15 protein-coding genes and 1 tRNA gene are annotated in these 14,513 nt (G+C 65.6%); 11 read left to right on the top strand and 5 right to left on the bottom strand.

What is annotated here, in order from left to right; genetic code table 11:
- Positions 1-388 precede the first annotated feature (388 nt).
- From AC1RCS_RS10315 to AC1RCS_RS10305, 3 genes are all read right to left on the bottom strand, one after another.
- Entirely contained in the window at positions 389-850 is a 462-nt protein-coding gene (locus tag AC1RCS_RS10315; protein WP_218295125.1) for a hypothetical protein, read from the bottom strand.
- Positions 851-1,041: 191 nt separating this feature from the next.
- Positions 1,042-1,743 carry a DUF1294 domain-containing protein gene (locus AC1RCS_RS10310; protein ID WP_492244968.1) on the bottom strand — a complete coding sequence of 234 codons (702 nt, stop codon included), beginning with the start codon at positions 1,741-1,743 and terminating at the stop codon, positions 1,042-1,044.
- A 16-nt stretch (positions 1,744-1,759) separates the two neighbouring features.
- Complete coding sequence (locus AC1RCS_RS10305; protein WP_492244967.1) at positions 1,760-2,650, bottom strand: CoA transferase; 891 nt, start codon at positions 2,648-2,650, stop codon at positions 1,760-1,762.
- Between the two features lie 175 nt (positions 2,651-2,825).
- Between AC1RCS_RS10305 and ygiD the strand changes: the two genes are divergently transcribed.
- A complete protein-coding gene (gene ygiD / locus AC1RCS_RS10300; protein WP_492244966.1) occupies positions 2,826-3,689 on the top strand; it encodes a 4,5-DOPA-extradiol-dioxygenase in 864 nt (287 codons plus the stop codon).
- 104 nt (positions 3,690-3,793) lie between these two features.
- On the opposite strand, the gene AC1RCS_RS10295 is transcribed toward ygiD, so the two are convergent.
- The gene (locus AC1RCS_RS10295; RefSeq protein ID WP_492244965.1) at positions 3,794-4,405 is read right to left on the bottom strand and encodes a nucleotidyltransferase family protein; all 612 of its coding nucleotides are present in this window, start codon (positions 4,403-4,405) and stop codon (positions 3,794-3,796) included.
- On the bottom strand, positions 4,398-5,594 hold the full coding sequence (locus tag AC1RCS_RS10290) for an amino acid aminotransferase (protein WP_492244964.1): 1,197 nt from the start codon (positions 5,592-5,594) through the stop codon (positions 4,398-4,400). The genes AC1RCS_RS10295 and AC1RCS_RS10290 overlap by 8 nt, the downstream gene beginning before the upstream one ends.
- 105 nt (positions 5,595-5,699) lie before the next feature.
- Here AC1RCS_RS10290 and uvrB point away from each other — a divergent pair, with 105 nt between their 5' ends.
- The 10 genes from uvrB to AC1RCS_RS10240 all read left to right on the top strand — a co-directional run bounded on the left by uvrB (position 5,700) and on the right by AC1RCS_RS10240 (position 14,511).
- Entirely contained in the window at positions 5,700-7,790 is a 2,091-nt protein-coding gene (uvrB, locus tag AC1RCS_RS10285) for an excinuclease ABC subunit UvrB (protein WP_255594660.1), read from the top strand.
- Positions 7,791-8,033: 243 nt separating this feature from the next.
- A complete protein-coding gene (iscR, locus tag AC1RCS_RS10280; RefSeq protein ID WP_015013980.1) occupies positions 8,034-8,570 on the top strand; it encodes a Fe-S cluster assembly transcriptional regulator IscR in 537 nt (178 codons plus the stop codon).
- Positions 8,571-8,683: 113 nt separating this feature from the next.
- Positions 8,684-9,904: an IscS subfamily cysteine desulfurase gene (locus tag AC1RCS_RS10275; RefSeq protein WP_218295120.1), complete on the top strand. Its 1,221-nt coding sequence runs from the start codon at positions 8,684-8,686 to the stop codon at positions 9,902-9,904.
- Positions 9,905-9,940: 36 nt separating this feature from the next.
- Entirely contained in the window at positions 9,941-10,342 is a 402-nt protein-coding gene (gene iscU, locus AC1RCS_RS10270) for a Fe-S cluster assembly scaffold IscU (RefSeq protein ID WP_218295119.1), read from the top strand.
- A 9-nt stretch (positions 10,343-10,351) separates the two neighbouring features.
- A complete protein-coding gene (gene iscA, locus AC1RCS_RS10265; RefSeq protein ID WP_063459049.1) occupies positions 10,352-10,675 on the top strand; it encodes an iron-sulfur cluster assembly protein IscA in 324 nt (107 codons plus the stop codon).
- An 86-nt stretch (positions 10,676-10,761) separates the two neighbouring features.
- Entirely contained in the window at positions 10,762-11,280 is a 519-nt protein-coding gene (hscB, locus tag AC1RCS_RS10260; protein ID WP_218295118.1) for a Fe-S protein assembly co-chaperone HscB, read from the top strand.
- A 72-nt stretch (positions 11,281-11,352) separates the two neighbouring features.
- A complete protein-coding gene (gene hscA / locus AC1RCS_RS10255; protein WP_492244963.1) occupies positions 11,353-13,224 on the top strand; it encodes a Fe-S protein assembly chaperone HscA in 1,872 nt (623 codons plus the stop codon).
- 36 nt (positions 13,225-13,260) lie between these two features.
- Entirely contained in the window at positions 13,261-13,599 is a 339-nt protein-coding gene (gene fdx / locus AC1RCS_RS10250) for an ISC system 2Fe-2S type ferredoxin (protein ID WP_218295116.1), read from the top strand.
- A gap of 86 nt (positions 13,600-13,685) precedes the next feature.
- On the top strand, positions 13,686-14,399 hold the full coding sequence (gene dnaQ, locus AC1RCS_RS10245; RefSeq protein ID WP_218295115.1) for a DNA polymerase III subunit epsilon: 714 nt from the start codon (positions 13,686-13,688) through the stop codon (positions 14,397-14,399).
- Between the two features lie 37 nt (positions 14,400-14,436).
- A tRNA-Val gene (locus AC1RCS_RS10240) sits at positions 14,437-14,511 on the top strand.
- Positions 14,512-14,513: the final 2 nt, after the last annotated feature.

Raw genomic sequence — 14,513 nt, 5'->3', positions numbered from 1 at the left:
GCCAGGTGAGCCGCAATGTCAGCTGCACGGGTCTTCGCTCGTCTGGCTGCAACACAACATCCATGGACTGTTCTCCCGCCTGTTCGCCAAGTTGGTTGCCGGGCCGCTTCCTGGGGGCTGCGTCAGCGCCGGCGGCACAGGGCGGGGCATGCATCCCGGTGGCGCTGGCACAGGCTTCGGCAAGGCGTCGGACAGCCCGCCGGTGCGGTGCTTTGCACTATATAGCGATCAGGTCGCCCCTGCATGCAAAGCATGGCATTGCGGCGCGCAGCCCGGGCTGGCGGTGGGGGCTGCGAAGGCGCGTTCCCAAAAGACAGCGGCCCGGCGCGCTGGTCTGCGCGCCGGGCCGCTTCGCGGCGCCCGGGTCCCTGGAAAGGGCCGGGCCCTGTCAGGGGGCCGCGTGGGTGCCCACCAGTACCGATTGTGGGGCGTCGTCCTTGGCCGGGGGCGTGATGAGATCCTCGATGATGAACGTGCGGTAGTAGAAAGCCGCTACCGCGCCTTCCGGTGCGATGGCGCCCACCAGCCGCTCGGTGTTGTCCTTGTCGGCCATGTGCACCAGCATGCCGTGGTGTCCCGTGCCGGCCAGGTCGGCGATGCGGCGCACCATGTCGCCCTCGGCGCCCACCGACGGCAGGGGTGCGTCGGCCGTGCCCAGGGTGTGCACGATCTCCTGCAGGATGACCTCGGGGCTGGCGTAGGCGATCTCGCCCGCGTGGCCAGCGCCCTGCAGGGCCGTGGCGGCCTGGCGCACGCAGTCTTCGTCGGGGAAGAGGGCGAACACATGGCCCGTGGGGTAGAAAACGCCGCCCATGTTGGTCATGGTGGAATCAAGAACGAGGGGTTTCATGGGCATCTCCCGAGGTGTTTCAGACCTTTTCGATTGAAACCCCTCCCCCCGGGTGCGTGGTGTAGGCCAGCGGGCACTCTGCGCGTCAGCACCCTTTGGGAAGCAGCAGGAAATATGGGGAAAAATAGCCTCTCGCCCATATTCATCCAGCGCAAGCAGCTATCAAAATTGACGGTTCTTTGCAGCCCTGCCTAGCGCAGCCATCCGCCCAGCCAGGCCCCGAGCGCCGCGCAGTGGAGCACCACGGTGGCCCAGTAGACCGCGCGAAACTCCAGCTTGCGGGACTTGTGCCGCAGCCACTGCTGGGCGAACCATGCGCCCGGCCAGCCGCCCGCCAGGCCCAGCAGGTGCAGGTGGCTCTCTCTGGTGCGCCACTGGCCGTTTTGCGCGGCGCTCTTGTCGATGGCGTAGACCAGGAAGGTCAGGAGGTTGACGGCCATGGCAGCGCCCAGCACCCACCAGGGGAGCCGGCCGGCCCAGAAGCCCCAGGCCAGCAGGGCCGCCCAGCCCAGCATCAGCACCAAGGCCGGGCCCGCCGGGGTGGGCGGGCCGCTGGCATCCGCGGTGCGCCGATGGCGTCGAACCTGGGGCCGGGCGGCCCGCTGCGCCGGTGTGCGCCGTGCCGGGCGCGCAGCGGCTGTCGGCGGCGCCGTGACCGATGGGCGGGGCTGGGCGGTGGCACCCGGGTGCGCCGCAGGCTGCACGGCCATCGCCCTGGGCCCCTTGCCGCCCACATGGATTTCTTCATACACCACGGCCAGGCCCTCGCGGGGCGCGGCGCTGCCTTGGTAGTCCCGCACATGAAAGAACACATCGGCCGAGGTGTCCGGGCTGCGGATGAAACCGAAGGCGCGTGTGGCATCCCAGCGGATGACGGTGCCTTGCTTGTGCATCGGTGAAAACGGGTTCTCAGGCGAGGGTGTGCAGGGGAATGTCCTGGGCGGTGGCGAGCGCGTCCAGCTGCGCGCGGGTCTGGCCGCGCAGGAAGTTCCCCACGGCCTGGTGCGTGGCGGGCGCGCGCAGCTGGCCCGGGTCGCCAGAGGCTGGCAGCCCCGCAGCGGCGCACAGGCGCGCGGCGAAGTGGGGTTCCAGCGCGGCCACCGCCACGCGGCCGTCGGCGCAGGGGTAGATGCGGTAGCCCGCGTGGTTGCCGCCCACGTCGCCCTCGGGCGTGGTCAGGCCCCAGTCGCGCGGCTGGGCCAGCCAGGCGGCGGCATCGGCCAGCGCCACTTCGATGCACATGCCGCTGCCGGTGTGGGCGCGCTCCAGCAGGGCCTGCAGCACGGCCTCGCTGGCCATCAGGGCGCCGCCCATGTCGGCGTACAGCGTGGGCGGCATCTCGGTGCCGGTCACCAGCCCGGCGTCGGCCAGGTAGGTGAGGTCGTGGCCGGGCTCCTCGGCCCGCTCGGCCGCCGCGCCCACGATGCGCACCAGCGACAGGCGCGGGTATTTCGACTGCAGCGCCTCCCAGCCCAGGCCCAGCTTGGCCAGGGCCGAGGGGCGGAAGGAGGTGATCAGCACATCGGTACGGGCCAGTTCCGCATGCAGCGTCGCCTGGCCTTCGGCGGTCTTGAGGTGGGCATGCACCACGCGCACGCCGCCGTGCAGCGTGGCATAGGCCGCCGGGCTGTAGATGCCCATGGGGTCCGCACTGGGATGGCCGGGGGCGGGAGGGGGTTCGAGCTTGGTGCATTCGGCCCCCATGCGCGCGCAGCGCATCAGGGCGGCGGGGCCGGGCAGGTTGAGCGCGAGGCTCAGGACGCGGACGTTGCGCAGGGGCTGGGGCAGGGCGGTTGTCATGGGTTGGGGGTTGTCTCGGTGTCGTGGTCTTGAACGGAAGGCGCGGCGGCGGAACTTCAGGGCGCGCGCGGGCTCACTCCCTGCGTTATACATAATTTGTTACGCTCCCTGACCCATGCAACGCAGAACCTCTTTGGCTGCCCTCACGGGCCTGGCCGCCTTTCCGGGAGCATTCATGACCACGTCCCTGAGCAGCGCCGCCACCGCGCCGGCGCTGCAGGTGCTCAAGCCCTCGCCCCGCATGCCGGTGCTGTTCGTGGGCCACGGCAGCCCCATGAACGCCATCGAGGACAACGCCTGGCGCCGCAGCTGGCAGGCCATGGGCACGGAGTTGACGGCGCGCGCCGTGCAGCCGCAGCTCATCCTGTGTGTGTCGGCCCATTGGCTCACGCGCGACGGCTGGCAGCTGACTGGCATGGCCCATCCCAAGACCATCCACGACTTCGGCGGTTTTCCCCAGGCGCTGTTCGACCAGCAATACCCCGCGCCCGGTGCGCCGCAGGTGGCGCGCAGCCTGGCGGGGGAGCTCAAATCGCCCGCCACCGGAGGCGCTCTGGGCGTGGATGAGGGCGAATGGGGCCTGGACCACGGCACCTGGTCGGTGCTCAAGCCCATGTTTCCCAAGGCGCAGATCCCCGTGCTGCAGCTGAGCATGGACTACAGCCGCGCCCCGGCCGAGCATTACGCGCTGGGCCAGCAATTGAAGGCGCTGCGCGAGCGGGGCGTGTTGATCGTGGGCAGCGGCAATGTGGTGCACAACCTGCGTCTCACGCGCCGTGGCACGGCCGCCAACGAGGCATACGACTGGGCCACCGAGTTCGACACCGTGGTGCAGGAGCAGATCAAGAAGGGCCAGCTGGGCGCCCTGCAGGACTTCCAGAAACTGGGTGCCGTGGCCAAACAGGCGCACCCCACACACGAGCACTATCTGCCGCTGCTGTATGCGGCGGGGGCCGTGTTGCCCAGCGAGATGCCCCGTTTCTTCAACACGGGCTACCAGTCGGCGTCGATCTCGATGCGGTCGGTGCTGTGGGGGTGATGGGCGCCCCGCCTGTGGTGGTCTGCTTCTATTTTTATAGCTGGTAGCGCTTATGGATCAAGCGCCAGAGGCCAAAATGACTTGAAAACGCTGTGCGGCGCCGATCAGCTCGGCAGGTCATCCGCCCGGACTGTCAGCCACGGCCAGCGTTCGCGGTAGCTTTCGGCCTTGGCCTGGAACAGCGGCAAGTGCGGGCACGCCGGGTTGGGGCGCATCAGTCCGGCATACAGCTCTTCAAGCCCATAGGGCGCGTACAGCGTGGGCTCCTCCATGCCAGGGCCGGATGCAGGCTGCAAGCCCACGCAGGTGCAGGGCACTAGAAAGCGCTCGATCCCGTTGCACGCCGATTGCAGCGGCGCATACGGGTAGCCGAACCAGCGTTCGTACCAGAGGTGCACCCGGGCCTGGTTCTTGGCTTCCACGGTGATCGGCAGGTCGGCGAAGAGGGCGGTGACGCGGGCCTGCACGGCCTGTTCGGCGGCCTCGGACAGGTCCAGCGCATCGAAATAGAACAGGTCGTAGTCCTTGATGCGCGCCGTGGGCTCCAGGCCGGAGCGCAGGTTCCACACCGTCTGGAACAGGCAGCCCGCCACCAGCCAGGCATCCGGCAGGCCCAGAAGCGGCAAACGCTCCAGAAGGACCGCGTTGTACGGGTTCTGGAGCGCTTCGCTCACAAAGCGGCGCGCGAGCGCCACTTCCTCATCGTGCTCAGACAACCTTTGCAATGGCCTGGCAGACGTAGTCGATGTTCTTGCTGTTCAGGGCTGCGACGCACATGCGGCCGGTGTCGGTGCCGTACACGCCGAACTCATTGCGCAGGCGCACCATCTGGTCCTTGGTCAGGCCCGAGTAGCTGAACATGCCGATCTGGGTGGTGATGAAGCTCATGTCCTGCTTCACACCGGCGGCCTTGAGGCCATCGACCAGCTTCTGGCGCATGGCCTTGATGCGCACGCGCATTTCGGCCAGTTCCTTTTCCCACATCGCGCGCAGCTCGGGGTTGTTCAGCACCGCGGCCACCACCGCGCCACCGTGGATGGGTGGGTTGGAGTAGTTGGTGCGGATGACGATCTTGAGCTGGCTCAGCACGCGGGAGGCTTCTTCCTTGTCGGTGCACAGCACGGACAGGCCACCCACGCGCTCGCCGTACAGGCTGAAGCTCTTGGAGAACGAGGTGGAAACGAAGAAGGTCAGGCCGGCGGCCACGAACTTGCCGATCACGGCGCCGTCTTCGGCGATGCCGTGGCCAAAGCCCTGGTAGGCCATGTCGAGGAAAGGCGTCAGGCCCCTGGCCTTGACGGCGGCGATCACCTGGTCCCACTGGGCGGCCGTGATGTCGTAGCCGGTGGGGTTGTGGCAGCAGGCGTGCAGCACGACGATGGTGCCGGGTGCGGCTGCGTTCAGGCTGGCGAGGAAACCTTCGAAGTTCACGCCGCGCTTGGCAGCGTCGTAGTAGGCGTAGGTATCGACTTCGAAGCCGGCGTTGGTGAACAGGGCGCGGTGGTTTTCCCAGCTGGGGTCCGAGATCAGCACCTTGGCATTGGGGCTGACCTTCTTCAGGAAGTCGGCGCCGATCTTGAGGCCACCGGTGCCGCCGATGGCCTGCACGGTGGCCACGCGGCCGGAGGTCACGGGTTCGCTGTCGGCACCGAACACCAGGCTCTTGACGGCGTTGTCATAGGCCACGATGCCGTCGATGGGCAGGTAGCCACGGGCCGTAGGGGTGGACATCATGGTCTTTTCCGCGGCCTGCACGCACTGCAGCAGGGGCAGCTTGCCGTTGTCGTCGAAGTACACGCCCACGCCCAGGTTGACCTTGTTGGGGTTGGTGTCGGCGTTGAATTGCTCGTTGAGGCCCAGGATGGGGTCGCGGGGGGCCATTTCGACGGCGGTGAAAAGAGACATGAAAATCCTTGAAAGGTTGTCAGTAGCGAAGAATCCGGGCGTGGTGTACTGTGCCGGGTTCCGCCGATTTTAACGGCCTGCCCCTCCCACTCGTTGACTGCACCCATGCCGGATATCACACAGGTCATAACGGAAAAGCAAGACGGCGAATTCGTCCGTTTTCCCGATTCCCCCTTTGAATTGTTCCAGCCCTATCCGCCGGCGGGAGACCAGCCGGAGGCCATCAACAAGCTGGTGGAAGGACTGCGCGATGGCGAGGCCTTCCAGACCCTGCTCGGGGTGACGGGCTCGGGCAAGACCTTCACCATGGCCAACGTCATCGCCCGAATGGGGCGCCCGGCCATCGTGTTCGCGCCCAACAAGACCCTGGCCGCGCAGCTGTACAGCGAGTTCCGCGAGTTCTTCCCCAAGAACGCCGTGGAGTACTTCGTGAGCTACTACGACTACTACCAGCCCGAGGCCTATGTGCCCCAGCGCGACCTGTTCATCGAGAAGGACAGCGCCATCAACGAGCACATCGAGCAGATGCGGCTGTCGTGCACCAAGAGCCTGATGGAGCGAACCGACGTGGTCATCGTGGCCACGGTGTCGGCCATCTATGGCATCGGCGAACCCGAGAGCTACCACCGCATGGTGATGACGCTGCGCACCGGCGACAAGCTGGGCCAGCGCGACGTGATCGCCCAGCTGATCCGCATGCAGTACCAGCGCAACGAGGCGGACTTTTCACGCGGCAAGTTCCGCGTGCGGGGCGACACCATCGACGTGTTCCCAGCCGAGCATTCGGAGCTGGCCATCCGCATCGAGCTGTTCGATGACGAAGTGGAGAGCCTGCAGCTGTTCGATCCGCTCACCGGCCGCGTCAAGCAGAAGATCCCGCGCTTCACGGTCTACCCGAGCAGCCACTACGTGACGCCACGCGACAAGGTGCTGGCCGCCGTGGAGACCATCAAGCTCGAACTGGCCGAGCGCCTCAAGCAGTTGCTGGCCGATGGCAAGCTGGTGGAGGCGCAGCGCCTGGAGCAGCGCACGCGCTTCGACCTGGAGATGCTCAGCGAAGTAGGGCACTGCAAGGGCATCGAGAACTACACGCGCCACCTGTCGGGCGCCGCGCCGGGCGATCCACCCAGCACGCTGACCGACTACATGCCCAAGGACGCGCTGATGTTCCTGGACGAGAGCCACCAGATGATCGGCCAGCTCAATGCCATGTACAGCGGCGACCGCTCGCGCAAGACCACGCTGGTCGAATACGGCTTTCGCCTGCCGTCGGCGCTGGACAACCGCCCGCTCAAGTTCGAGGAGTTCGAGCAGCGCATGCGGCAGGTGATCTTTGTCACCGCCACGCCGGCAGACTACGAGCGCACCCATTCCGGCCAGATCGTCGACCAGGTGGTGCGGCCCACCGGCCTGGTGGACCCCGAAGTGGAGGTGCGGCCTGCCACCCATCAGGTGGATGATGTGCTTCAGGAAATACGCATTCGCGTGGAAAAGCGCGAACGTGTACTCATTACCACGTTGACCAAACGCATGGCGGAGCAGCTCACCGACTACCTGACGGACAACGGTGTGAAGGTCCGCTACCTGCACAGCGACGTGGACACGGTCGAGCGCGTGGAGATCATCCGCGACCTGCGCCTGGGCGCGTTTGACGTGCTGGTGGGGATCAACCTGCTGCGCGAGGGGCTCGACATTCCCGAGGTGTCCCTCGTGGCCATCCTGGATGCCGACAAGGAGGGCTTTCTGCGGGCCGAGCGCAGCCTCATCCAGACCATTGGCCGCGCGGCGCGGAATCTGAACGGGCGGGCCATCCTCTATGCCGACCGCATCACCGATTCCATGAAAAAAGCCATGGGCGAGACGGAACGCCGCCGCATCAAACAGATCGCACACAACGAGGCCCACGGAATCACTCCGCGCAGCATTGTCAAGCGGGTAAGAGACCTGATTGACGGCGTCTACAGCGAGAAAGCCGGCAAGGACGCCGAGCGGCTGGAGCAGGAAGCCATGCAGCGCGCCAAGGTGGAGGACATGTCCGAAAAGGATGTGGCGCGCGAAATCAAGCGGCTCGAAAAGCTCATGCTCGAGCATGCGCGCAACCTGGAATTCGAGCAGGCTGCCCGGGTGCGCGACCAGCTCACGCGTCTCAAGGACCAGGCATTTGGCGCGCATGGCAGCGATTCGGTGGCCTTGTGAGGGCATGTCGAAGGCCGGGTGAATACACCACAGGTCAAATGACGACCGATTGGTTTTTTAACCCGACAAATTCGATAGGGATTTGTGTTATACTTGCACAAAATACTCAAGAAAAAAGCCCAGCGATGAAGGGCTCCGTGCCAGGCAACTGTGCGGAGTAAGGGGCGGAGACGGTGCCTTGCTGGCCATCAGCCAGCGAAGGCGGTTTCTACAACGAACAAGCCTTAGCACAAGGAGCTTGCGATGCGTCTCACAACCAAAGGCCGGTTTGCGGTCACCGCCATGATTGACCTGGCCCTGCGCCAGAACAATGGTCCCGTCACGCTGGCCGCGATCAGCCAGCGCCAGCAGATTTCGCTGTCGTACCTGGAGCAGCTTTTTGGCAAGCTGCGCCGCCACGAACTGGTCGAGTCTACCCGTGGTCCTGGCGGCGGCTACACGTTGGCCCGCAAGGCAGGTGATATCACGGTGGCGGACATTATCGTTTCGGTGGACGAACCCATTGATGCCACGCAATGCGGCGGCAAGGAAAACTGCCTGGGCGAAGCGGGCCGCTGCATGACGCACGAGCTGTGGGCATCGCTCAACCAGCGCATGGTGGAGTTCCTCGATTCCGTCACGCTGCAAAAGCTGGTGGATGAACAGCTGGCCAAGGGCGTGCAGATCGAAGACAAGCCGGTGGTGCGCCGGGCGATTTCGACGACCCCGGTGGTCAAGCCCATCCGCGTCAACGCGCCCAATTCGGTGTTCGCACTGGGCAACGTCTTCGCGAAATCCTGATACCCGGGGCTCCGCTGCCGGCCCTGGGGTCGGCAGCGCCCTGAACGAGTTTTCAAGCATCGTTTCGTTTCTTATTTTCAGCTTGCCAGCCAGCAACTATCACTGAGCCAGCCATGGACATGACCCCGCACTTCCCCATCTATCTCGACTATGGCGCCACGACCCCGGTGGACCCCCGCGTGGTGGACGCCATGATTCCCTGGTTGCGCGAGCACTTCGGCAACCCGGCATCGCGCAGCCACGCCTGGGGCTGGGAGGCGGAGGAAGCTGTCGAGAAGGCGCGCGTGCAGGTGGCGGATCTGATTGGTGCGGATCCGCGTGAAATCGTCTGGACCAGCGGCGCCACGGAGTCCATCAACCTGGCCTTGAAGGGCGCCGCGCAGTTCTACAAGGGCAAGGGCAAGCACCTCATCACGCTCAAGACCGAGCACAAGGCCGTGCTGGACACCATGCGCGAGCTGGAGCGCCAGGGCTTCGAGGCCACCTACCTGGACGTCCAGGAAGACGGCCTGGTCAATATGGACGCCCTGAAGGCCGCCATCCGCCCCGACACCGTGCTGATCAGCATCCTGTTCGTGAACAACGAGATCGGGGTGATCCAGGACATTCCCGCCATTGGCGCGCTGTGCCGGGAAAAGGGCATCCTGCTGCACGTGGATGCCGCGCAGGCCACGGGCCGCGTCGAGATCGACATGAACACCCTGCCCATCGACCTGATGAGCATGACCGCGCACAAGACCTACGGCCCCAAGGGCGTGGGCGCGCTGTATGTGCGCCGCAAGCCCCGCGTTCGGCTGGAAGCACAGATGCACGGCGGCGGCCACGAGCGCGGCATGCGCTCGGGCACCTTGCCCACGCACCAGATCGTGGGCATGGGCGAGGCCTTCCGCATCGCCAAGGAAGAAATGGCCGAGTCCAACGCCAAGGCGCACGCGCTGCAGCAGCGCCTGCTCGATGGCCTGAAGGACATCGAGCAGGTGTTCATCAACGGCAGCATGGAGCGCCGCGTGCCGCAGAACCTGAACATGAGCTTCAACTTCGTGGAAGGTGAATCGCTCATCATGGGCATCAAAGGCCTGGCCGTGTCGTCGGGTTCGGCCTGCACGTCCGCCAGCCTGGAGCCCAGCTATGTGCTGCGCGCCCTGGGCCGCAGCGACGAACTGGCGCACAGCAGCCTGCGCATGACCATTGGCCGCTTCACGACCGAGGAAGAGATCGATTACGCGATCTCCACCATCCGCGAGAACGTGGCCCGCCTGCGTGAGCTGAGCCCGCTGTGGGAGATGTACAAGGACGGCATCGACATCAGCACCATCCAGTGGGCTGCGCACTGAATCCCGGAATTTCGAAGAATTGAAGAGGTACACATCATGGCTTACTCAGACAAAGTGGTTGACCATTACGAAAACCCCCGCAACGTGGGTTCGTTCGACAAGGGCGACGATTCGGTGGGCACCGGCATGGTGGGTGCGCCTGCCTGCGGCGACGTGATGAAGCTGCAGATCAAGGTGAACCCCGAAACCGGCGTGATCGAAGATGCGCGTTTCAAGACCTACGGTTGCGGCTCCGCCATTGCCTCCTCGTCGCTGGTGACCGAATGGGTCAAGGGCAAGACGCTGGATGAAGCAGCGGCGCTGAAAAACAGCGAGATCGCCGAGGAGCTGGCCCTGCCGCCCGTCAAGATCCACTGCTCCATCCTGGCGGAAGACGCCATCAAGGCCGCCGTGCTCGACTACAAGACCAAGCACGCGGCAGCCGCCACCGCTGCTTGAGTGAGAGATATGGCCATTACGCTGACAGAAGCCGCTGCCCGGCACGTCAACCGCTATCTTGCCCGGCGCGGCAAGGGGCTGGGGGTGCGCCTGGGTGTCAAGACGACCGGCTGTTCGGGGCTTGCCTACAAGCTGGAGTATGTGGACGATTCCGAGCCCGAAGACATCGTGTTTGAAAACCACGGCGTCAAGGTGCTGATCGATCCCAAGAGCCTGGCCTATATCGACGGTACCGAACTCGACTTCGTGCGCGAAGGCCTCAATGAAGGCTTCAAGTTCAACAACCCCAACGAGCGGGACCGCTGCGGTTGCGGAGAGAGCTTCCGCGTTTGAGCGCCTGCCGACGCTTTTTTCGTGAAACCGCCAACGCGCTCTCCGTGCTGGCGGTTTTTTGTTGACCCGCGCCTCGCGACCTGTGCATGAACCTGCAATCCGACGACTTTGAACTGTTTGGCCTCGAGCGCCGTTTCGCGCAGGACCGTGGCGCCATCGATGCGCGCTGGAAAGAGCTGCAGCGCGAAGCACATCCCGACAAGTTCGCGGCGCAGGGCGCGGCCGCGCAGCGCGTGGCCATGCAATGGTCGGTGCGTATCAACGAGGCCTACCAGCGCCTGAAGGATCCCCAGCGCCGCGCCGCCTACCTGTGCGAGCTGCACGGGGCCCCGATCCGCGCCGAGGACAACACGGCCATGCCGGCGGCGTTCCTCATGCAGCAGATGGAGTGGCGCGAGGCGCTGGAAGATGCCCGCGCCGAGAGCGAACTCGATGCGCTCGAGGATGGCGTCGCCCAGGCCCGCCGTGCCGCGCTGGCGCAGTGCGAGCAACTCATCGACCAGCAGCAGGACTACGCGGGTGCCGCCCGGCAGGTCAGAGCCCTCATGTTCATTGCGCGATTTGCGGACGACATTGAACGCCGCCGAGAGCAACTGGGACAATAGAGCGGTTTTGCTTTCCCCCTGGGGCCCCGTTCTTATGACGGCGGACTCCACCACGTTGAGACCCGAAATTTCATGGCGCTTCTGCAGATTTCCGAACCCGGCCAATCCCCCGATCCGCACCAGCGGCGCATTGCCGTCGGCATTGACCTGGGCACCACCCACTCCCTGGTCGCCGCCGTGCGCAATGGCGTGTCCGAATGCCTGCCCGATGCGCAGGGCAGGGTGCTGTTGCCCTCGGTCGTGCGGTACCTGGAAAAGGGTGGACGCCAGATCGGATACGACGCCGTGGCCGCGCAGGCCCAGGATGCGCGCAACACCATCGCCTCGGCCAAGCGCTTCATGGGGCGGGGCCTGAAAGACGTGGCGCAGGCGGGCAAGCTGCCCTACGACTTTGTTCCCGCCAGCGAGGCGGGGGAGCAGGGCATGGTCAGCCTCGCGACGGTGGACGGCAACAAGTCGCCCGTCGAGGTCAGTGCCGAAATCCTGGCGACGCTGCGCTACCGGGCGGAGGACACCTTCAATGACGACCTCTACGGTGCTGTCATCACCGTGCCCGCCTACTTCGACGACGCCCAGCGGCAGGCCACCAAGGACGCGGCCAAGCTGGCGGGCATCCACCTGCTGCGCCTCATCAACGAGCCGACGGCCGCAGCCATTGCCTACGGCCTGGACAATGCGAGCGAGGGGGTCTACGCGGTGTACGACCTGGGCGGCGGCACCTTCGACATCTCCATCCTGCGCCTGACGCAGGGCGTGTTCGAGGTCATCGCCACGGGCGGCGATTCCGCGCTGGGCGGCGACGACTACGATGCGGCCCTGGCGGACTGGGTGCTGCAGCAACTGGGCCTTCAGGCCGTCACCCCGGCGGACAAGTCGGCGGTGCGCATGGCGGCACGCGCCTGCAAGGAAGCCTTGACTGCTATAGATTCAGCAGCGTTCAGCGCACATCTGTCAAGCGGTGGCGTGCATTTCGATGTCAAGAAATCGGACTTCGAGGCCATCACGGCCGAACTGACCGCGCGCTCCATGGCGGCGGTGCGCCGCGCGCTGCGGGACGCCCATCTGGGGCGTGACGAGGTGAAGGGCGTGGTGATGGTGGGCGGCTCCACCCGCATGCCGCAGGTGCGGCAGGCGGTGGCCGCCTTCTTTGGCAAGGAGCCGCTGACCAACCTCAACCCCGACGAAGTCGTTGCGCTGGGTGCCGCCATCCAGGCCAACCAGCTGGCGGGCAACAACACGGCGGGCGACCTGCTGCTGCTGGACGTGATTCCGCTGTCGCTGGGCATCGAAACCATGGGAGGCCTCGTGGAGCGCATCGTCGCGCGCAACGAGACCATTCCCACCGCCAAGGCGCAGGACTTCACCACCTACAAGGACGGCCAGACAGCGCTGGCGGTGCATGTGGTGCAGGGCGAGCGCGACCTGGTGCAGGACTGCCGCAGCCTCGCGCGCTTCGAGCTGCGCGGCATTCCGCCCATGGCCGCGGGCGCGGCGCGCATCCGCGTGACCTTCACCGTCGATGCCGACGGCCTGCTGAGCGTGAGCGCCAGGGAGCAGGGCAGTGGCGTGGAGGCACGCATCGACGTGAAGCCCTCCTATGGCCTGTCGGACGACCAGATTGCGCGCATGCTGCAGGACGGCTTTGCCACGGCTGCCCAGGACATGAAGGCCCGCGCGGTGGTCGAGGCCCGCGTGGACGCGGACCGCATGCTGATCGCCACCCAGAGTGCCCTCGATGCCGACGGCGATGTCCTCTCCACCCGGGAGCGCGCCGAGATCGATGCGCTGATGGTGGCATTGCGCCACCAGCGGGATGCGCAGGATGCCGCCGTCATCGAAGCCGCCACCGATGCACTGGCCAAGGGCACGGAAGCCTTCGCCGCGCAGCGCATGAACCGTGGCATCCAGCAGGCGCTGGCTGGCAAGAACGTGCAGACCTTGTAAGCCCCGGACAAGAAGCAATAAGAGCCCACACACCCCATGCCCGTCATCAAGATCCTTCCCCATCCCGAATACTGTCCCCAGGGGGCCGAAATCACCGCGCCCGCCGGCACGTCGATCTGCGAAGCCCTGCTCGACAACCACATCAACATCGAGCACGCCTGCGACATGAGCTGTGCCTGCACCACCTGCCACGTCATCGTGCGCCAGGGGCTGAACTCGCTCAACGAGGCCGAGGAAGAGGAAGAAGACCTGCTCGACCGCGCCTGGGGCCTGGAGCCACAATCGCGCCTGTCGTGCCAGGCCATCCTGGCGCAAACCGATCTGACCGTGGAAATTCCCAAGTACACGATCAACCATGCCAAGGAGAACCACTAGATGAGCGCAGCGCCGGGCCGCCCCAGGCAAGCTGGCGCCCCCTTGGGGGGCAGCGAGGACACGAAGTGCCGAGCGTGGGGGCGCGTATGACCCGCCAGATCGTTCTCGACACCGAAACCACCGGCCTTTCGGCCGACAGCGGGGACCGCATCATTGAACTGGGCTGCGTGGAGCTGCTCAACCGCAAGCTCACCGGCAACAACCTGCACCTGTACTTCAATCCGGGCCGCGACAGCCATGAAGATGCGCTGAAGGTGCACGGCATCAGCAACGAGTTCCTGAAGGACAAGCCCAGGTTCGCCGAGGTGGCGGACGAGATCCTGCAGTACCTGCAGGGGGCCGAGATCATCATCCACAACGCGGCGTTCGACGTGGGCTTCCTGAACAAGGAGCTGGAACTGACGGGACGCCCGGGCTTTCGCACGTACGTGGAGAGCGTGACCGACACGCTCGCCATGGCCAAGGAGATGTACCCGGGCAAGCGCAATTCGCTCGATGCCCTGTGCGACCGGCTGGGCGTGGACAACTCCGGCCGCACCCTGCACGGGGCGCTGCTGGACGCCGAGCTGCTGGCCGATGTCTACATCAACCTGACCCGTGGCCAGGATGCCCTGCTCATCGCCGATGATGCGCAGGAAGGCAGCGACGGCCTGAAGGTGGCCGCCATCGACCTGCGGCTGCTGAGCCTGCCCGTGCTGCGCGCCAGCGAGCAGGAGCAGACGGCCCATGCCGAAGTGCTGGCGCAGATCGACAAGGCCAGCGGAGGCAAAACAATTTGGAGAACTGTCCAGGCAGCTTGAAAAGCTGTGCCATAATAGAAGGCTGTCACAGCGACACGGGTGATTAGCTCAGCGGTAGAGCACTGCCTTCACACGGCAGGGGTCACATGTTCGATCCATGTATCACCCACCACG

The sequence above is a fragment of the Acidovorax sp. GW823-FHT01C06 genome, from assembly GCF_058798375.1.
The sequence above is the reverse complement of the archived record's forward strand: the minus strand, read 5'-3'. Positions and strand labels throughout refer to the sequence as shown.